This is a genomic window from Bifidobacterium apicola, from assembly GCF_042846865.1.
GTDB classification, from domain to species: domain Bacteria; phylum Actinomycetota; class Actinomycetes; order Actinomycetales; family Bifidobacteriaceae; genus Bombiscardovia; species Bombiscardovia apicola.
On record NZ_BAAFQQ010000001.1, the window covers coordinates 1681626 to 1694632 of the forward strand.

The following is a 13007-nucleotide window of genomic DNA, read 5'->3' on the forward strand; positions in this document are numbered from 1 at the left end:
CAGCCATGAATATCAGACTGTGGATGGACGGCATGCGTCCCAGGACGCTGCCCGCCTCGGTGGCGCCTGTCTGCGTGGGCGCTTCGGCTGCGGTCTTGAAACGGTCACGGCTCCTGGAACAGTGCACCAGCTCCTGTTCGCCCTCGCCTGTCGATCCCGCTTTGAAAGCGGCCACGCCGGGACGTTTGGCTCTGATCGTGGTTCTGCTGGTCCTGCTCGCCCTATCCATGCAGATAGCAGCCAACTTTGCCAATGACTATGCCGATGGTGTTCGCGGCACCGACTCCGGCCGTGGAGGTGAAGAGGCTGCTTCCGGCAGGCCCAGACGTCTGGTGGCCGCAGGCGTACCGCCCAGGCAGGTGCTGTATGCCACCATGATCTCGGCGGCCTTCACCTGTCTTATGGGTCTGGCCGTCATGGCGCTGACCGGTCACTGGTGGATGATCCTGGTCGGAGTCTGCTGTCTGATCGCCGGCTGGTGTTATGTGGGTGGCCCTCATCCTTACGGATACCACGGACTGGGCGAGGTCAGCGTCTTCATCTTCTTCGGCCTGGTGGCCACCTTGGGTACCGAGTACTTTCTCATTGACAGGGTCGATGTCACCGGCTTTCTGGGTGCCTGCGTCTGCGGGCTCAATGCCGTGGGCCTGCTCATGCTCAACAATTACCGGGACTTGGACGACGACCGCGTGGCAGGCAAGCACACATACGCAGTTCTGGTGGGTGCGCGTGCAGCAGCTATCTCCATTTATCTGGTCTACATTCTGAGCCTGGTCCTGAGCCTGATTCAATTCGTCCCGGCTGTCATGAGACATGGCCTGCCAGGCTTCCCTCTTGTGCTGATCCTTCTGCCGGTGGCCGCTGTTTTTCTGTTGATCTGTCGGGCCTTTGCCCGTGGCCAGCTGCCCAAGGCCTTCGGTATGGCTGGCAAAGGCACCCTGGTCTCTGCCCTGTGCTGGTCGGCGGGCCTGCTCCTGCAACTGTGAGGATTCCTGGTACTCTGCTAGTCGGGCAGTCGACTTTCAAGCGATTTGGTGGATAATCAGGCAATTATGTTCATCACACTTCAGGAATACAAGGACGCACTGCGACCCTCAGCCTTGCTCTGCTCGCCCACACCGGTTCTGATTGGCATGGCGGTGGCTCTTCGGCAGCGGTTCAGCCAAGGATCGGGGCCGGATGCGCGCTTCTGGATTATTGCCCTTCTTTGCTGTCTGACGGCTGTGTTCATCCACAGTACCTGTAATTTGGCCAATGACTACTTCGACGGCATCAGAGGCACTGACGAAGGCCGGAGCAGCCTTTCAGGCGCGGGCGCTGACGGCTCAGTGCCTGATCTGCCCAGAAGAGGGGTGGCCGGTGGGGTTGAACCTCGCAAGGTCCTGTTGTCCGCCTATCTCAACATCTTTATGGCCTGCCTGTCCGGTCTGATCCTGTGCTGGGTCACTGGCCACTGGTGGATGATCCTGGTGGGCATCTTCTGTCTGCTGGGAGCCTGGTTTTACACGGGAGGCAAACACCCCTACGGCTATATGGCCATGGGGGAACTGAGCATCATGATCTTCTTCGGTCTGGTGGGCGTGCTGGCCACCCAGTACCTGGAGATTGGCAGCATCGACCGTCATGGGTTCATTGGTGCGCTGGTTGGCGGCCTTATCTGCATTCCCGTTCTGGAGATCAACAACTATCGTGACATCGATGCGGATCCCTTGGCTGGCAAGTACACGCTGTCTTCCTTCATCGGAGCCAGAGGCACGTTGATCCTGATGGGGTCCTGCTATGCACTGGCAGTGATCCTGGGCGTTATCGAGTCATGGCCCCTATCTGGCGGCTCCCTTGCAGCCGCCTGGCCACGTCTGCTCTGTCTGTTGCCTGTCGTGGTGATGGCTGTTGCCACTACGATGGCCAGCTGTCGGAACCGCTTCAGCAGAGCGTTCGCGCTATCCGGCTATACCGATTTGCTGACTGGGTTCTGCTGGCTGGGCGTCTGCCTGCTTTAAGAGACCGCTCTACAGGGGGAGCTGTAGGTCCGCCAAACCGTCCCTCTCAGGTCTTAGAATTTTCACTATGACCTACAAACTAGTATTGCTCAGGCACGGCCAGAGCGCATGGAACAACACCAATCAGTTCACCGGCTGGGTGGACGTCCCGCTGACCGAGCAGGGCGAGCAGGAAGCCCGCAAGGGCGGCAAGCTGCTCAAGGATAAGGGTGTTCTGCCGGACATCGTCTTCACCTCGCTGCTGCGCCGAGCTATCAACACCGCCAACATCGCCTTGGACGAGGCCGACCGCCTTTGGATCCCTGTCAAGCGCGACTGGAGGCTGAACGAGCGTCACTACGGAGCTCTGCAGGGCAAGAACAAGACCGAGATCCGTGAGAAGTACGGTGACGAGAAGTTCATGCTCTGGCGTCGTTCCTATGCCACCCCGCCGCCTGAAATCGATCCTGACGACGAATACTCGCAGTCCCATGATCCTCGATATGCCGGAGCCCCCGTGCCCCGCGCCGAGGCGCTGGCCAACGTGGTCAAGCGCGTCACCCCCTACTGGGAGAGCGACATTGTTCCTGAGCTCAAGACCGGCAAGACCGTCTTGATCGCCGCTCACGGCAACTCCCTGAGGGCCATTGTCAAGATGCTCGACAACCTGACTGAGGAAGAGATCGCCAAGGTCAACATCCCCACGGCCATTCCCCTGGTCTATGAGCTGGACGAGAACTTCAAGCCCATCAAGCCTCGCGGTGAGTACCTGGATCCGGAAGCAGCCGCAGCCGGTGCTGCTGCTGTTGCGGCCCAGGGCCAGAAGTAAGCCCCTTCAGGTAGATCCGTCCAATGGCGTGAAATCAGCCTTAGGGCGCAGAGCATCCAAAGCTGTCTAGGTGGTGTCTTCTCCTTTTGCGGAAGGCGCCACCTTTCGCATTCTTAGTGGTTGGAAAAGCAGGGGCGGCCCGCCATCCGACAGCTGTCAGGTGGCGGGCCGCCCCTCTGCCGTCTAGTCAGTCCAGATCGAGGTCCAGATCCTTGGGGTCCTTGGAGGGGTCGAAGCCCGAGACGATGTAGACCACGCGCCGGGCCGCAGAGACGCCGTGGTCTCCCAGTCGCTCCATGAACCGTGCTACCAGGACCAGGTCGATCAGCTGTTGCCTGGTTCCCTTCCAGTCGTCTGAAAGGGCATAACCGAATGTCTGCTGGTGGAGCTTGTCCATCTGGTCGTCGCTGACGATGATCTGCTCGGCTATGGTCGTGTCCCTGTCGGAGAGCATCTCGACCAGGCGATCGGCCATGACGTCCAGAAAGGCTTGCATCTGTTTGAACAGGGGGATGACCTCTGCGGGCAGGGTGGGCTCGGGATAGGAGCGTCTTGCCGTCTCAGCGATATGCCTGGCCAGGTCTCCCATGCGTTCAAAGGTGGCTGACAGGCTCAGCGTGGAGACCACCACCCGCAGATCAGTGGCCACAGGGCTCTGCTTGGCCAGAAGCCTGATGCATTGATCGATGATGCTGGCCTGGAGGTTGTCTATATCGGCATCTCCGTCGATGACCTCCTGGGCAGTCTCTACGTCGCAGTCCATCAGGGATCGCCCGGCTTTTTTGATGGCATCGCGAACCTTGGCAGCCATACGATCGAGATCGTCGGCCACCAGCCCCAGCTCCTCGTTGAAAATCACACGCATGTCTTTTCCCTTTCGGCTTCGGTCAACGATATGACTACAGTCTATGTGACCCAGGTGGCAAGAGAAAGTCAGACCCGAAGAATGTCGGGCTATCGGAGCGGCAATCAATGTCGGATATGCGAGAATAAAGCTGGAACTGCCGATGAGATCTGGTTGATGTCGCAGTGTCCGGGGTCGGCGCCGGACTGGAGGGAAGTCCTTATGGGACGGTTCGTGGACCGCCTACGCAGCCTTATGGGCAACCGGAACAAGGACGGTGAACAGACCGATGGCGAGGCTTTGGAGGGCTCGACCCAAGCCCTGCTGGCGCTCATCCCCGCAGCCACAGTTGTGATCGATGGCGATGACGAGGTTGTTCGCTCCAGCCCGGATGCCTACAGGCTGGGAATCGTCAGCAACGATGAGATTGCGGATCCGAAGATCATTGAAGCCATCGCGCAGGTACGGCGTTCGGGCGGGCGACGCAGCTTCAATCTGATTACGCGAACGCCTACTGAATTCGCTCTGGATACCGCAGCCGAGAGCCCGGAATCCGATGATTGGGATCTTGAGGATGCCGATGATCCTGGGGATGCGGCCCATGTTCAGGCCCAGGCGGTGTCTAGGAGGAATTGGCTCAAGGTCACCCTGGGGCGCATTGATGAGTCCCTGGTGGTGGTGCTGGTCGATGACGTGAGCGATTCGGTCAGGTTCGTCCGGACCAGGGACGCTTTCATGACCAACGTATCCGAGCAGATGCTTAAGCCGGTCCAAGCCTTGGAAGAGCTAGCGGCACAGCTCAAAACCACCTCAGACCTGGATGGGGATGACCCAGACCTGCTTCGCAGCCACCTGCGCAGCGTCTCCAAGGATGCCTCCTCGGTCCAGCGCTACAGCGCATATCTGGGGCATGTGCTCAAGGATCTTCTTCTGTTGATTCGGGCTCAGGAGCGGATCAAACCCAACAGGGAGAACGTGCTTGATGTGTCTGAACAGATCGGGGCAGTGGCGCAAGATGAGCAGGATAGAGCTGATCAGGCCCATGTGACCCTGCGATGGCGATGTGACCAGCCGCTGACGATTCACGGCGACGGACAACAGATCAGAGTGGCTCTTGCCAAGCTGGTGGAGAACGCTATCTCCTACTCATCTTCCGGTTCTACTGTCTCGCTGGTGGCACAGGCCTCGAATGACGGGCATTACGCAAAAATCAGGGTGGTCGACCACGGCCGAGGCATATCCAAGGCGGACCAGGACAGGATCTTCGAGCGCTTCTACCGCGCTGACAATCAGAATAAAGAGACTGCCGTAGGCATCGGCCTCGGGCTGGCCATCGTCAAACATGTAGCCCTGACCCACCACGGCTCGGTCACTGTCTGGAGCTCACCAGGAGAGGGGAGCACCTTTACGCTGATGCTTCCTCTGGCTCAGGATCCGGTTGCTGGGCAAGGCGGCGATAATCCCAACGATTGAAATATTCCCAGATCATCAGCAGGATGCCGACGCCGACCCCGGACAGACATACGATCAAAGGCTTGGTGACTGTCATCCCGGCTAGAGCCAGGATGCCCACCAGGACCAGCGCCAGAATCCAGACACCAGTGCCGAACAGGAAGATGCGTCGCAGATCCACCTGCACGGGCCGCGGTGATGGCCTCCGGGCGTCCGGGTCGAAAATGGGAGCCAGCTTCATACCCCCACTGTACCGTTCACAATGACATGCCTGACAACTTGGCGCACAGACTCGAAGCTGACATGCGGCGACTCCCACGCCTTGCCCAGGCCTCGGCCCTTGTCTTATCATGACGGGGATTGGTGGGTTCGTATGCACCGGCCCATGGAGGGATTTCCCGTGGAAAGGGGGAGTGCGTGTATCCGATCCAAGCTGTGGAGAAGCACTACGCCTGGGGCTCACACGACCGACTGCAGCACATGTTTCACCTGCATGAGTCAGACGGACGCCAGGGGGATACTTTGGCGGAGATGTGGTTCAGCGGGCACACCGAATCCCCCTCGCCCTTGACCCTGCCCGATGGGTCGCTGCTGCCTCTGACCGCAGCCATTCGCCGCAACCCCATGGCCATGTTGGGGGAGCGCGACTCCCGTCTCTTCGGCCCCACCTTGCCCTATCTGTTCAAAATCATCTCGGCCCGCATTCCTCTGTCCCTGCAGGTGCATCCGCTGGATTTCGAGGCTCGTGCCGGATTCAACCGAGAGAATGCCCTGGGAGTGTCCGACGATGATCCCAGCCGCTCCTTTCATGACAGTCTGGCCAAGAACGAGATGGTGGTGGCCCTGGAACCCTTCCAGGCCTGTGTAGGCTTTGCAACCATCTCCGCGCAGCTGACCCTCCTGCGTGCAGTGGACCATCCTCTTGCTGGCCTGATGACCCAGGCGCTGACCGCCCGCACCTTCCATCTGGGGGTTCCTCCTGCCCGCTTCGCTTCGGCGGATGCCGTGATGCCGGTCTCCTCGCTGATCTGGCCGGACTCCCGTCGACGTATCTTCCGGGCTTTCCACGCCGCTGTGACTGCTGAACCAGAGGCGGCCCGTGGCCTGGAGGAAGCCTTGGAGGCTGCTGCTGGGCGGCTGCGGTCAAAACGGGCCGGAGCCGTACTGAGCCATGCCCTGCGCGCTGCACGAGCTTTCCCGGAGGATCCAGCCGTGCTCTGCCTGCTCATGCTCAATCCTGTAGATCTGGAGGAGGGCGATTCGGTCTATATCCCCGCCGGGACTCCTCACGCATACATCCATGGCACTGCGGCTGAGATCATGACCAACTCCGACAACGTGCTCAGGGCCGGCATGACTCCCAAGCATCGAGATATTCCTAACCTGCTGCGCAGCCTGGACTGCCAGCCTTCGGCCCCTATTGATCCGTCCAGCTCCATGATTGCCACACTGATCATGCATAATATGGTGACCTACCGGCCCAAGATCAACGAATACATGCTGGTATACGGACATGTGGAGGAGGGCGGAGCCACTTGGCCCCTGCTCAACAGGCTTCAGCAGCGCTACGGGGATTTGATAGAGCGACTGGGGCCTCGCCACCTGATGATTCCCCGCAGTGGACCGCGTATCATCGTCTGCACTGATGGCAGGATCCGTTGTACAGCTGCGGACCAGTCCTGCGTACTGGACCAGGGTCGGGCCCTCTTCATTCCCTCCGAGGATGGCCGTGTCGACATCACCATGCCTGAAGGTTTCGACGATGCAGGCGGATCCTTCCTTCTGGCTTCGACGCCAGTCTGACCTCATATGAACATGGTTCGCTCAGGGTGGACCAGGCGCGGTTCAAAACCGTGGGACACGCCGTGGTGAGCGGCACGCATGCGGGTTTGCCCATGTCCGCCTCATGTCCGTATAATCCTAGCGTATTCCGTGGTTGTCGAAGATGAGCGACCACCGAAGCCATGCTTGAGTACACCAGTATGGACAATTCGGGTGATTTGGCCCGGGTTCTTGCTTGCGTTATGGTGTTCCCTTGTGATGGTTCGTGATACGGCACGAAAGTCGCGTCGGAACATAAACGGGAGTGATTTTAGATGAAGCATGCTGCGCACAGGGCTTCGGCCACGCGAGGCGCAGGTGTCGGCAGTTCGCCGACCAGCCGATCGACGGGCGTAACCCATGCAGTGGGCATTGAAGGTCTTGATGATGCCTTGGCGGCCAAGCTCAACGAGGTAGCTCCTCGAACCCGCAGGTCCATTCGTTTGGCGGCCAAGGCCTCGGCCCGTCGCTCCCATATCATGACCGGCTCGGCCTTGACTGTCCTGGTCGGTGCTGCGGCTTCCTCCATGGCCGTCAGCCAGGCTCGGAGCGACTGGTCCCTGCCTCTGGCCGACAGCGTCGCAATCAACTTGGTCACCCCCTCTTCCTCCACTGGCTCCTCCAGTGCAAATGGAGGTGCAAGGGTCTCTCGTTCTGATTACCGTCAGCCCTTGGCGACGGCGTCACAGCGCAACGAAGGCAGCTGGGATCTTGGCGAGGCTGCATTCGATGCCGGGCAGATGTCTAAATCATCGGCCAAGAACCCGGTAGTAGCCGTGCTGATGGATGCCAACCAATCAGTGCTGCCGGCAGGGTTCGATCCCAACCATGCCACTGGAGATGCGGGCAACGCTTACGAGTTCAGCCAGTGCACCTGGTGGGCCTACGTCCGTCGTCACCAGCTGGGTCTGCCGGTGGGCTCCTATATGGGCAACGCCAAGGACTGGTCTGGCTCGGCCCGCTCACTGGGCTACTGGGTGGACAGTACACCACGCAATGTCGGCGACATCGTGGTTTTCCAGGCTGGCCAGGAGGGTTCGGATTCCTTCTACGGCCATGTGGCCATCGTTGAGAAGATCAATCCCGACGGTTCCATCGTCACTTCTGAGTGTGGTGCTGTCATGAACGGAAAGACTTACTCTCGTACCTTGTCCAACGTGCACGCTCTGAGTTACATCCATTACTGATTCTCGGCTGCGCGGATCCTGTCCCATTTTCGCTGGTCCTTGTTCTTGATACGTGATAGAATTGTGCTTGATGAAAAACACACGCAAGTATGTGAGCTTGATGGCAGCGGTCACGATTTGTGGCATGCTCTCCATCGGTATACCCGCCGTGGCCCAGGCCAGTGACGGCAGTGAAGCCGCAGTCACTTCGTCACGTTCATTCACTCCTGGCAGCAAGGTGCGCGCCGATCTGCTGACCGAGTCGACGGCGACCACTGTCGAAAAAGACAGCAGCTGGGGTGGCATTGAGTCTTTAAGCGTTCCTGCGACTAAGTCTCAGGCAGAGAAGGATGCCGAGGCCAGAGCCCAGCAGGCTCGCGAGCAGGCCCAGGCTGCAGCCAGTCAGCGTCAATCCATGCAGGTTAGCCGTTCGGCTGCTCGTGGCAGCACCGAGAACCCAGTCACAGATGTGCCGGCCACTGGCACGGGTGCAGAGGTGGTCAACTACGCCCTTCAGTTCCAGGGAATTCCCTATGTGTTTGGCGGGACTGATCCTGCTAAGGGCTTCGACTGCTCTGGGTTCACCCAGTATGTGTTTGCTCATTTCGGCATCGGTCTTCCCCGCACTGCCGCTGCCCAGGGTTCGGCTGGTGTGCCGGTCACGGATCCGGCCCCTGGCGACCTGATGGTGGCCCCCGATGGCAGCCATGTAGGCATTTATGTTGGCGGCGGACGTATGATCCACGCCCCGTCTCCAGGTAGCTGCGTCAGGGTTCAGGCGGTCTACCAGACTTTCTACTATCGTCGCCTGGTCTGAGGCATAGCTTTCATGCAGACCTAACGCCCCTACGGGGGCGTTTTGCATATCCAAAGCTGATGTTCCTCGCGTGTTGGTCCCTGCCAGCTTATTGATCAGGGCCGCATGCGATATTCTGGCAGAAGGAGCGGTGTCGGTTTGTCATCGCCAAGTGTAAAGGAGGTCGTCGGATGAGCAACGACAAGGCTGTTCTGGTAGGCGTCGATGGCTCGGACGCCAGCTACAAGGCGGCATGGTGGGCTGCCAACTACGCTAAGCATGCAGGATTGACCCTGCAGATCGTCTGTGCCTATTCCCTTCCCTCGTATGCGGCCGTCTCCTTCGACGCGACGTACACCACCATGGGGGACGACGTGGCTGCTCACAACGATGCCCAGGAGATACTCTCCAAGGCCAAGGCCATCGCCGATGAGCAGGGGGTCGGTGCAGCCACGCTGATCGTGACCGGGGATCCCTCCTCGGTCTTCGTGGAGCTCAGCCGCAATTACCGGCTGATAGTCATCGGCAACCGGGGCAAGGGTGGCCTGGCCGAACGTCTGCTGGGAACCACCAGCTCCAGCCTGCCTGCCTATGCCTACTGCCCTATCGTGGTCGTTCCCTACACTGACGACGATGGCAATCTGATGCATCTGAGCAACGATATCAAGCGGGTCGCCGTGGGTTCCGACGAGTCAAAGTGGGGCCTTAAGGCCCTGCAGATCGCCGCTGCCTTTGCCGACAGCTGGAATGCTGAACTTGACGTCATGTCGGCAGTGCCGAACATCTCCGGACTGACCGGCACAGGTTCGGCTGAGGAGCGCAGCGTCATGGACTCCTATCTGGATGACCTCAATACTCGGATCGCCCCGCTCATGAAGACCTATCCGGATCTGCGCATCAACAAGACCGTGGTGCCAGGGTCTGCCGTTGAGGCCTTGACGCAGGCCAGCAAGACCCATGACGTGGTCGTAGTAGGCTCGCGGGGCCGCGGCGGCTTCACCGGGCTCCTGCTGGGATCTACCAGCCAGGGTCTCCTGCAGCATGCGGTCAGCCCTGTTTACGTGGTGCCGCGCAAGTACGTGGAGGCCGAGGAGTCCGGTCTTAAGGCCGCAGCCGACGCAGCTGAAAGCACGGATGTGGCCGAGATCACCGGAGTGGAGCGGATTTCTGTGGATATGGCCAAGCCCGAGCAGTTGGCTGACCTGGAGTCGACCATCGATCCCGAGCATAAGGAGTAAGACGGTCGATTCAGCGGCAGCATCGACGAAGAGCGGGGATCCCCGAAGTTCAATGAACCTGGCAATCCCCGCTCGATCATCTATCCTCGTCAGATCAGTGACGAACTTTGACGGAGATCCTGACTGGGGTCTCCCGCTGATAGGTGTGGGCCACGGTGCATGACTTGGCAATATGGCGGCGGACCCGCTCTTCCAGCTTGTCCGCGTCCTCCTGGGCCAGCCTGGCCGAAGTGGCATCGACATCCACCTGTTCATCGAAGCTCAAGTAGGCGTCGTCGTCGGTGTCGTAGGTGCCGTCTACCACGATTTTCGCTCCCTTGCCCTTGCCTAGGGCGCTCTCCACGGCGAACTGGCTGGAGAGGGCTCCACAGGCGGCCAGGGCGATCTTCATAAGATCGCCCGGGTTGAACTGATCCTCGCCCTTGCCGAAGGTGATGTGGGCCCCATTGTCCCCATAGGCATTCCAGGTGCCGTCCTTATCGCGTTCGACCCAAAGTCTCTTGCCCATCTGTTCCTCCTTGTCCGGCACCCGGCGGGTGCGTCATCCGGATCCGACCCTGTGGCCGGACCCGCTCCTCCAATCTAACCCGGAGTGTGCGATTCGTCACCGGGGCACGCTCAGCTGACGGAGGACTTGATAGTATGGCCGCATGGCCTTGACTCCCGAAGAACTGCAGCGTATTCGTACACGTATCCCTGAGCGTCCCGACTCGGACATTCCCACCCCCTATGAGGACCTGGTGCGCACCATCCTGCGCGAGGGCACTCTCAAATCCGACAGGACGGGCACCGGCACCATATCCCTGTTCGGGCGGCAGATGCGCTTCGATCTGTCGCATTCCTTCCCTCTGATCACCACCAAGAAGGTCTACTTCCGTGGAATTGCTTATGAGCTGCTTTGGTTCCTGAAGGGATCGCAGAATGTTCGCTGGCTGCAGGAGAACCGCGTGCATATTTGGGACGAATGGGCCGACCCGGAAACCGGGGATCTGGGCCCGGTTTATGGAGTCCAGTGGCGCAGCTGGCCCGCCCCGACGCCAGAGGACCCTCATCACACCATCGACCAGATCGCCAAGGTGCTGGATCTGATACGTACCCATCCGGACTCCCGTCGAATGATCGTCACTGCTTGGAATCCGGCCCAGGTTGACAGCATGGCCCTGCCTCCCTGTCATGCGCTCTTCCAGTTCTATGTGGCCGACGGCAGGCTGAGCTGCCAGCTCTATCAGCGCTCCTGCGACATGTTCCTTGGGGTTCCTTTCAACATCGCCTCCTACGCCCTGCTGACTCTGATGATGGCCCAGCAGGCAGGTCTTGAGCCTGGGGAGTTCGTCTGGACCGGCGGCGACTGCCACGTCTACGACAACCACGTGGAGCAGGTTCTGGAGCAGCTGTCGCGCCAACCCTATGCTTACCCGACCATGCGCATCCGCAAGGCCGACTCCATCTTCTCCTATCAGTATGAAGACTTCGAGGTGGTGGACTACCAATGCCACCCCGCCATCAAAGCCCCAGTGGCTGTCTGATGGTGCGCTGAGCCGAATACGGGCACCGTCGGATCCGAAGATTAGAATGTACTCGTATATCTACTCACTATGAGGAGTGAACGCAACAGATGGAGCATGACAATAGTCGAAGCGGCTATCACGAACCCGAGCCCGGTCAGGCCGGGCTTCTAGGCGATGAGGACTGGCGGCATCAGGAAGAAGAGATGGGCCGCCGCTCATCGGTCAATATGATCTGGGCGCAGGCGCAGGCCACTGACGGTCGGCGTGGCGCCATTGGTTACCACAATGCGCTGCCTTGGCATCTGAGCGAGGATATGCGGCACTTCAAGGAGCTTACCGTATCCCATCCTGTCATCATGGGGCGGCGGACCTGGGTCTCCATGGGGGAGCGGCCCCTGCCCAAGAGGGACAACATCATTCTGTCCAGCGACCCAGGGTTCCGGGCACCAGGCGCCACTGTGGTATCTGCGGCCGACGATGCTCTGGAACTGGCCAGGCAGGAAGCCATTCCTGATGATGGGATGGATCGTAGCGAAATCTGGATCATCGGCGGCGCAGGGGTTTTCAACACTTTCTTTCCGCTGGCTGATGCGGCTTACGTAACTGACCTGGATCTGCAGACACCAGCCGACGTTTTCGTGCCTGATATGGAGGAGCTGGTCAGCAAGCGGTTCTGGCAGGTGCGCGACAAGAGCCGTTGGATGACCCCTGCCGAACCGGATCAGGCGGATGCCATCCGGCGCTTCCGGTACATCACCTATGGGAAGGTGCGTTGATGGCCCAGCATTCCGAAGGAAAGGCTTCACGGGGCCCCTACAACGTCATGACCGTCTGCACTGGCAACATCTGCCGATCGCCCATGGCTGAGGTCATCCTGCGCAAATCCTTCCAAGATCGCGGACTGGATGAGGACCAGGTCAGAGTGGAATCCAGCGGGGTCAGCGACGAGGAATTCGGCAACCCCATAGATCGGCGCGCCCAGAAGGTTCTGCGCGCGCGAGGCTATGAGGTGCCGACCGACCACTTCGCCCATCGGATCACCCGGGAGGAGGCCGAAGACGCGGATCTGCTCCTGCCCATGACAGCCGACCATATGCGCGCCCTGCTGCGTCTGCTGCCCTCAGGCAAGCGATCCGCCGTTCACCTGTATCGCAGCTTCGACCCGGATCTGCCCAAGCCGGCGCCAGGTCGGGAGAGCCGAATCGATCTGGTGGACCCCTGGTATGGCGGCCCCCATGAGTTCGAGGTGGCCATCGATCAGATCGAGCATACCGCGCCCTACATTGTCGACTGGGTGGTCAGACAGCTGTCCTGAACGATAGATACGTGTAAATATCAATTAAGCCCCTGGATTCCTCATGAATCTCAGGGGCT

The 13007-nt window shown here is 59.9% G+C and carries 14 protein-coding genes; 11 read left to right on the forward strand and 3 right to left on the reverse strand.

The window, feature by feature from the left end:
* Positions 1–5 precede the first annotated feature (5 nt).
* The 3 genes from menA (ACGG9J_RS06970) (at position 6) to ACGG9J_RS06980 (ending at position 2808) form a co-directional block, all read left to right on the forward strand.
* The gene (menA, locus tag ACGG9J_RS06970) at positions 6–986 is read left to right on the forward strand and encodes a 1,4-dihydroxy-2-naphthoate octaprenyltransferase (RefSeq protein ID WP_390134824.1); all 981 of its coding nucleotides are present in this window, start codon (positions 6–8) and stop codon (positions 984–986) included.
* A 66-nt stretch (positions 987–1052) separates the two neighbouring features.
* Positions 1053–2000: a 1,4-dihydroxy-2-naphthoate octaprenyltransferase gene (menA, locus tag ACGG9J_RS06975; protein ID WP_390134826.1), complete on the forward strand. Its 948-nt coding sequence runs from the start codon at positions 1053–1055 to the stop codon at positions 1998–2000.
* A 67-nt stretch (positions 2001–2067) separates the two neighbouring features.
* Positions 2068–2808 (forward strand): phosphoglyceromutase, encoded by a 741-nt coding sequence (locus ACGG9J_RS06980; protein ID WP_390134828.1) that lies wholly within the window; start codon positions 2068–2070, stop codon positions 2806–2808.
* Between the two features lie 187 nt (positions 2809–2995).
* On the opposite strand, the gene phoU is transcribed toward ACGG9J_RS06980, so the two are convergent.
* Positions 2996–3673 (reverse strand): phosphate signaling complex protein PhoU, encoded by a 678-nt coding sequence (phoU, locus tag ACGG9J_RS06985; RefSeq protein ID WP_390134830.1) that lies wholly within the window; start codon positions 3671–3673, stop codon positions 2996–2998.
* 201 nt (positions 3674–3874) lie between these two features.
* On the opposite strand from phoU, the gene ACGG9J_RS06990 reads away from it, so the two are divergent.
* Positions 3875–5125: a sensor histidine kinase gene (locus tag ACGG9J_RS06990; protein WP_390134832.1), complete on the forward strand. Its 1251-nt coding sequence runs from the start codon at positions 3875–3877 to the stop codon at positions 5123–5125.
* Here ACGG9J_RS06990 and ACGG9J_RS06995 read toward each other — a convergent pair.
* Entirely contained in the window at positions 5058–5345 is a 288-nt protein-coding gene (locus tag ACGG9J_RS06995; RefSeq protein WP_390134834.1) for a DUF2530 domain-containing protein, read from the reverse strand. The two genes, ACGG9J_RS06990 and ACGG9J_RS06995, sit on opposite strands and share 68 nt — an antisense overlap.
* A gap of 176 nt (positions 5346–5521) precedes the next feature.
* On the opposite strand from ACGG9J_RS06995, the gene manA reads away from it, so the two are divergent.
* The 4 genes from manA to ACGG9J_RS07015 all read left to right on the forward strand — a co-directional run bounded on the left by manA (position 5522) and on the right by ACGG9J_RS07015 (position 10125).
* Positions 5522–6907 (forward strand): mannose-6-phosphate isomerase, class I, encoded by a 1386-nt coding sequence (gene manA / locus ACGG9J_RS07000; protein ID WP_390134836.1) that lies wholly within the window; start codon positions 5522–5524, stop codon positions 6905–6907.
* A 293-nt stretch (positions 6908–7200) separates the two neighbouring features.
* Positions 7201–8112, forward strand: a complete 912-nt coding sequence (locus tag ACGG9J_RS07005) for a CHAP domain-containing protein (protein WP_390134838.1) — start codon at positions 7201–7203, stop codon at positions 8110–8112.
* Positions 8113–8182: 70 nt separating this feature from the next.
* Positions 8183–8908, forward strand: coding sequence for a C40 family peptidase (locus tag ACGG9J_RS07010; protein ID WP_390134840.1), 726 nt, complete (start codon positions 8183–8185; stop codon positions 8906–8908).
* 170 nt (positions 8909–9078) lie between these two features.
* Positions 9079–10125, forward strand: coding sequence for a universal stress protein (locus ACGG9J_RS07015; protein WP_390134842.1), 1047 nt, complete (start codon positions 9079–9081; stop codon positions 10123–10125).
* Positions 10126–10219: 94 nt separating this feature from the next.
* Here ACGG9J_RS07015 and ACGG9J_RS07020 read toward each other — a convergent pair whose 3' ends face one another.
* Positions 10220–10633, reverse strand: coding sequence for an OsmC family protein (locus ACGG9J_RS07020; RefSeq protein WP_390134844.1), 414 nt, complete (start codon positions 10631–10633; stop codon positions 10220–10222).
* A 142-nt stretch (positions 10634–10775) separates the two neighbouring features.
* Here ACGG9J_RS07020 and ACGG9J_RS07025 point away from each other — a divergent pair, with 142 nt between their 5' ends.
* The 3 genes from ACGG9J_RS07025 to ACGG9J_RS07035 all read left to right on the forward strand — a co-directional run bounded on the left by ACGG9J_RS07025 (position 10776) and on the right by ACGG9J_RS07035 (position 12948).
* Entirely contained in the window at positions 10776–11651 is an 876-nt protein-coding gene (locus ACGG9J_RS07025; RefSeq protein WP_390134846.1) for a thymidylate synthase, read from the forward strand.
* 89 nt (positions 11652–11740) lie between these two features.
* Positions 11741–12409 carry a dihydrofolate reductase gene (locus ACGG9J_RS07030; protein WP_390134848.1) on the forward strand — a complete coding sequence of 223 codons (669 nt, stop codon included), beginning with the start codon at positions 11741–11743 and terminating at the stop codon, positions 12407–12409.
* Positions 12409–12948 (forward strand): low molecular weight protein-tyrosine-phosphatase, encoded by a 540-nt coding sequence (locus ACGG9J_RS07035; RefSeq protein WP_390134850.1) that lies wholly within the window; start codon positions 12409–12411, stop codon positions 12946–12948. The genes ACGG9J_RS07030 and ACGG9J_RS07035 overlap by 1 nt, the downstream gene beginning before the upstream one ends.
* Positions 12949–13007: the final 59 nt, after the last annotated feature.

Bases quoted from the DNA above. Each gene is read 5' to 3' on its own strand.
- menA (WP_390134826.1), top strand. From the start codon at position 1,053: ATGTTCATCACACTTCAGGAATACAAGGACGCACTGCGACCCTCAGCC.
- ACGG9J_RS07035 (WP_390134850.1), top strand. From the start codon at position 12,409: ATGGCCCAGCATTCCGAAGGAAAGGCTTCACGGGGCCCCTACAACGTC.
- ACGG9J_RS06995 (WP_390134834.1), bottom strand. From the start codon at position 5,345: ATGAAGCTGGCTCCCATTTTCGACCCGGACGCCCGGAGGCCATCACCG.
- ACGG9J_RS07010 (WP_390134840.1), top strand. From the start codon at position 8,183: ATGAAAAACACACGCAAGTATGTGAGCTTGATGGCAGCGGTCACGATT.
- menA (WP_390134824.1), top strand. From the start codon at position 6: ATGAATATCAGACTGTGGATGGACGGCATGCGTCCCAGGACGCTGCCC.
- ACGG9J_RS06980 (WP_390134828.1), top strand. From the start codon at position 2,068: ATGACCTACAAACTAGTATTGCTCAGGCACGGCCAGAGCGCATGGAAC.
- phoU (WP_390134830.1), bottom strand. From the start codon at position 3,673: ATGCGTGTGATTTTCAACGAGGAGCTGGGGCTGGTGGCCGACGATCTC.
- ACGG9J_RS07005 (WP_390134838.1), top strand. From the start codon at position 7,201: ATGAAGCATGCTGCGCACAGGGCTTCGGCCACGCGAGGCGCAGGTGTC.
- ACGG9J_RS07020 (WP_390134844.1), bottom strand. From the start codon at position 10,633: ATGGGCAAGAGACTTTGGGTCGAACGCGATAAGGACGGCACCTGGAAT.
- ACGG9J_RS06990 (WP_390134832.1), top strand. From the start codon at position 3,875: ATGGGACGGTTCGTGGACCGCCTACGCAGCCTTATGGGCAACCGGAAC.
- ACGG9J_RS07030 (WP_390134848.1), top strand. From the start codon at position 11,741: ATGGAGCATGACAATAGTCGAAGCGGCTATCACGAACCCGAGCCCGGT.
- ACGG9J_RS07015 (WP_390134842.1), top strand. From the start codon at position 9,079: ATGAGCAACGACAAGGCTGTTCTGGTAGGCGTCGATGGCTCGGACGCC.
- ACGG9J_RS07025 (WP_390134846.1), top strand. From the start codon at position 10,776: ATGGCCTTGACTCCCGAAGAACTGCAGCGTATTCGTACACGTATCCCT.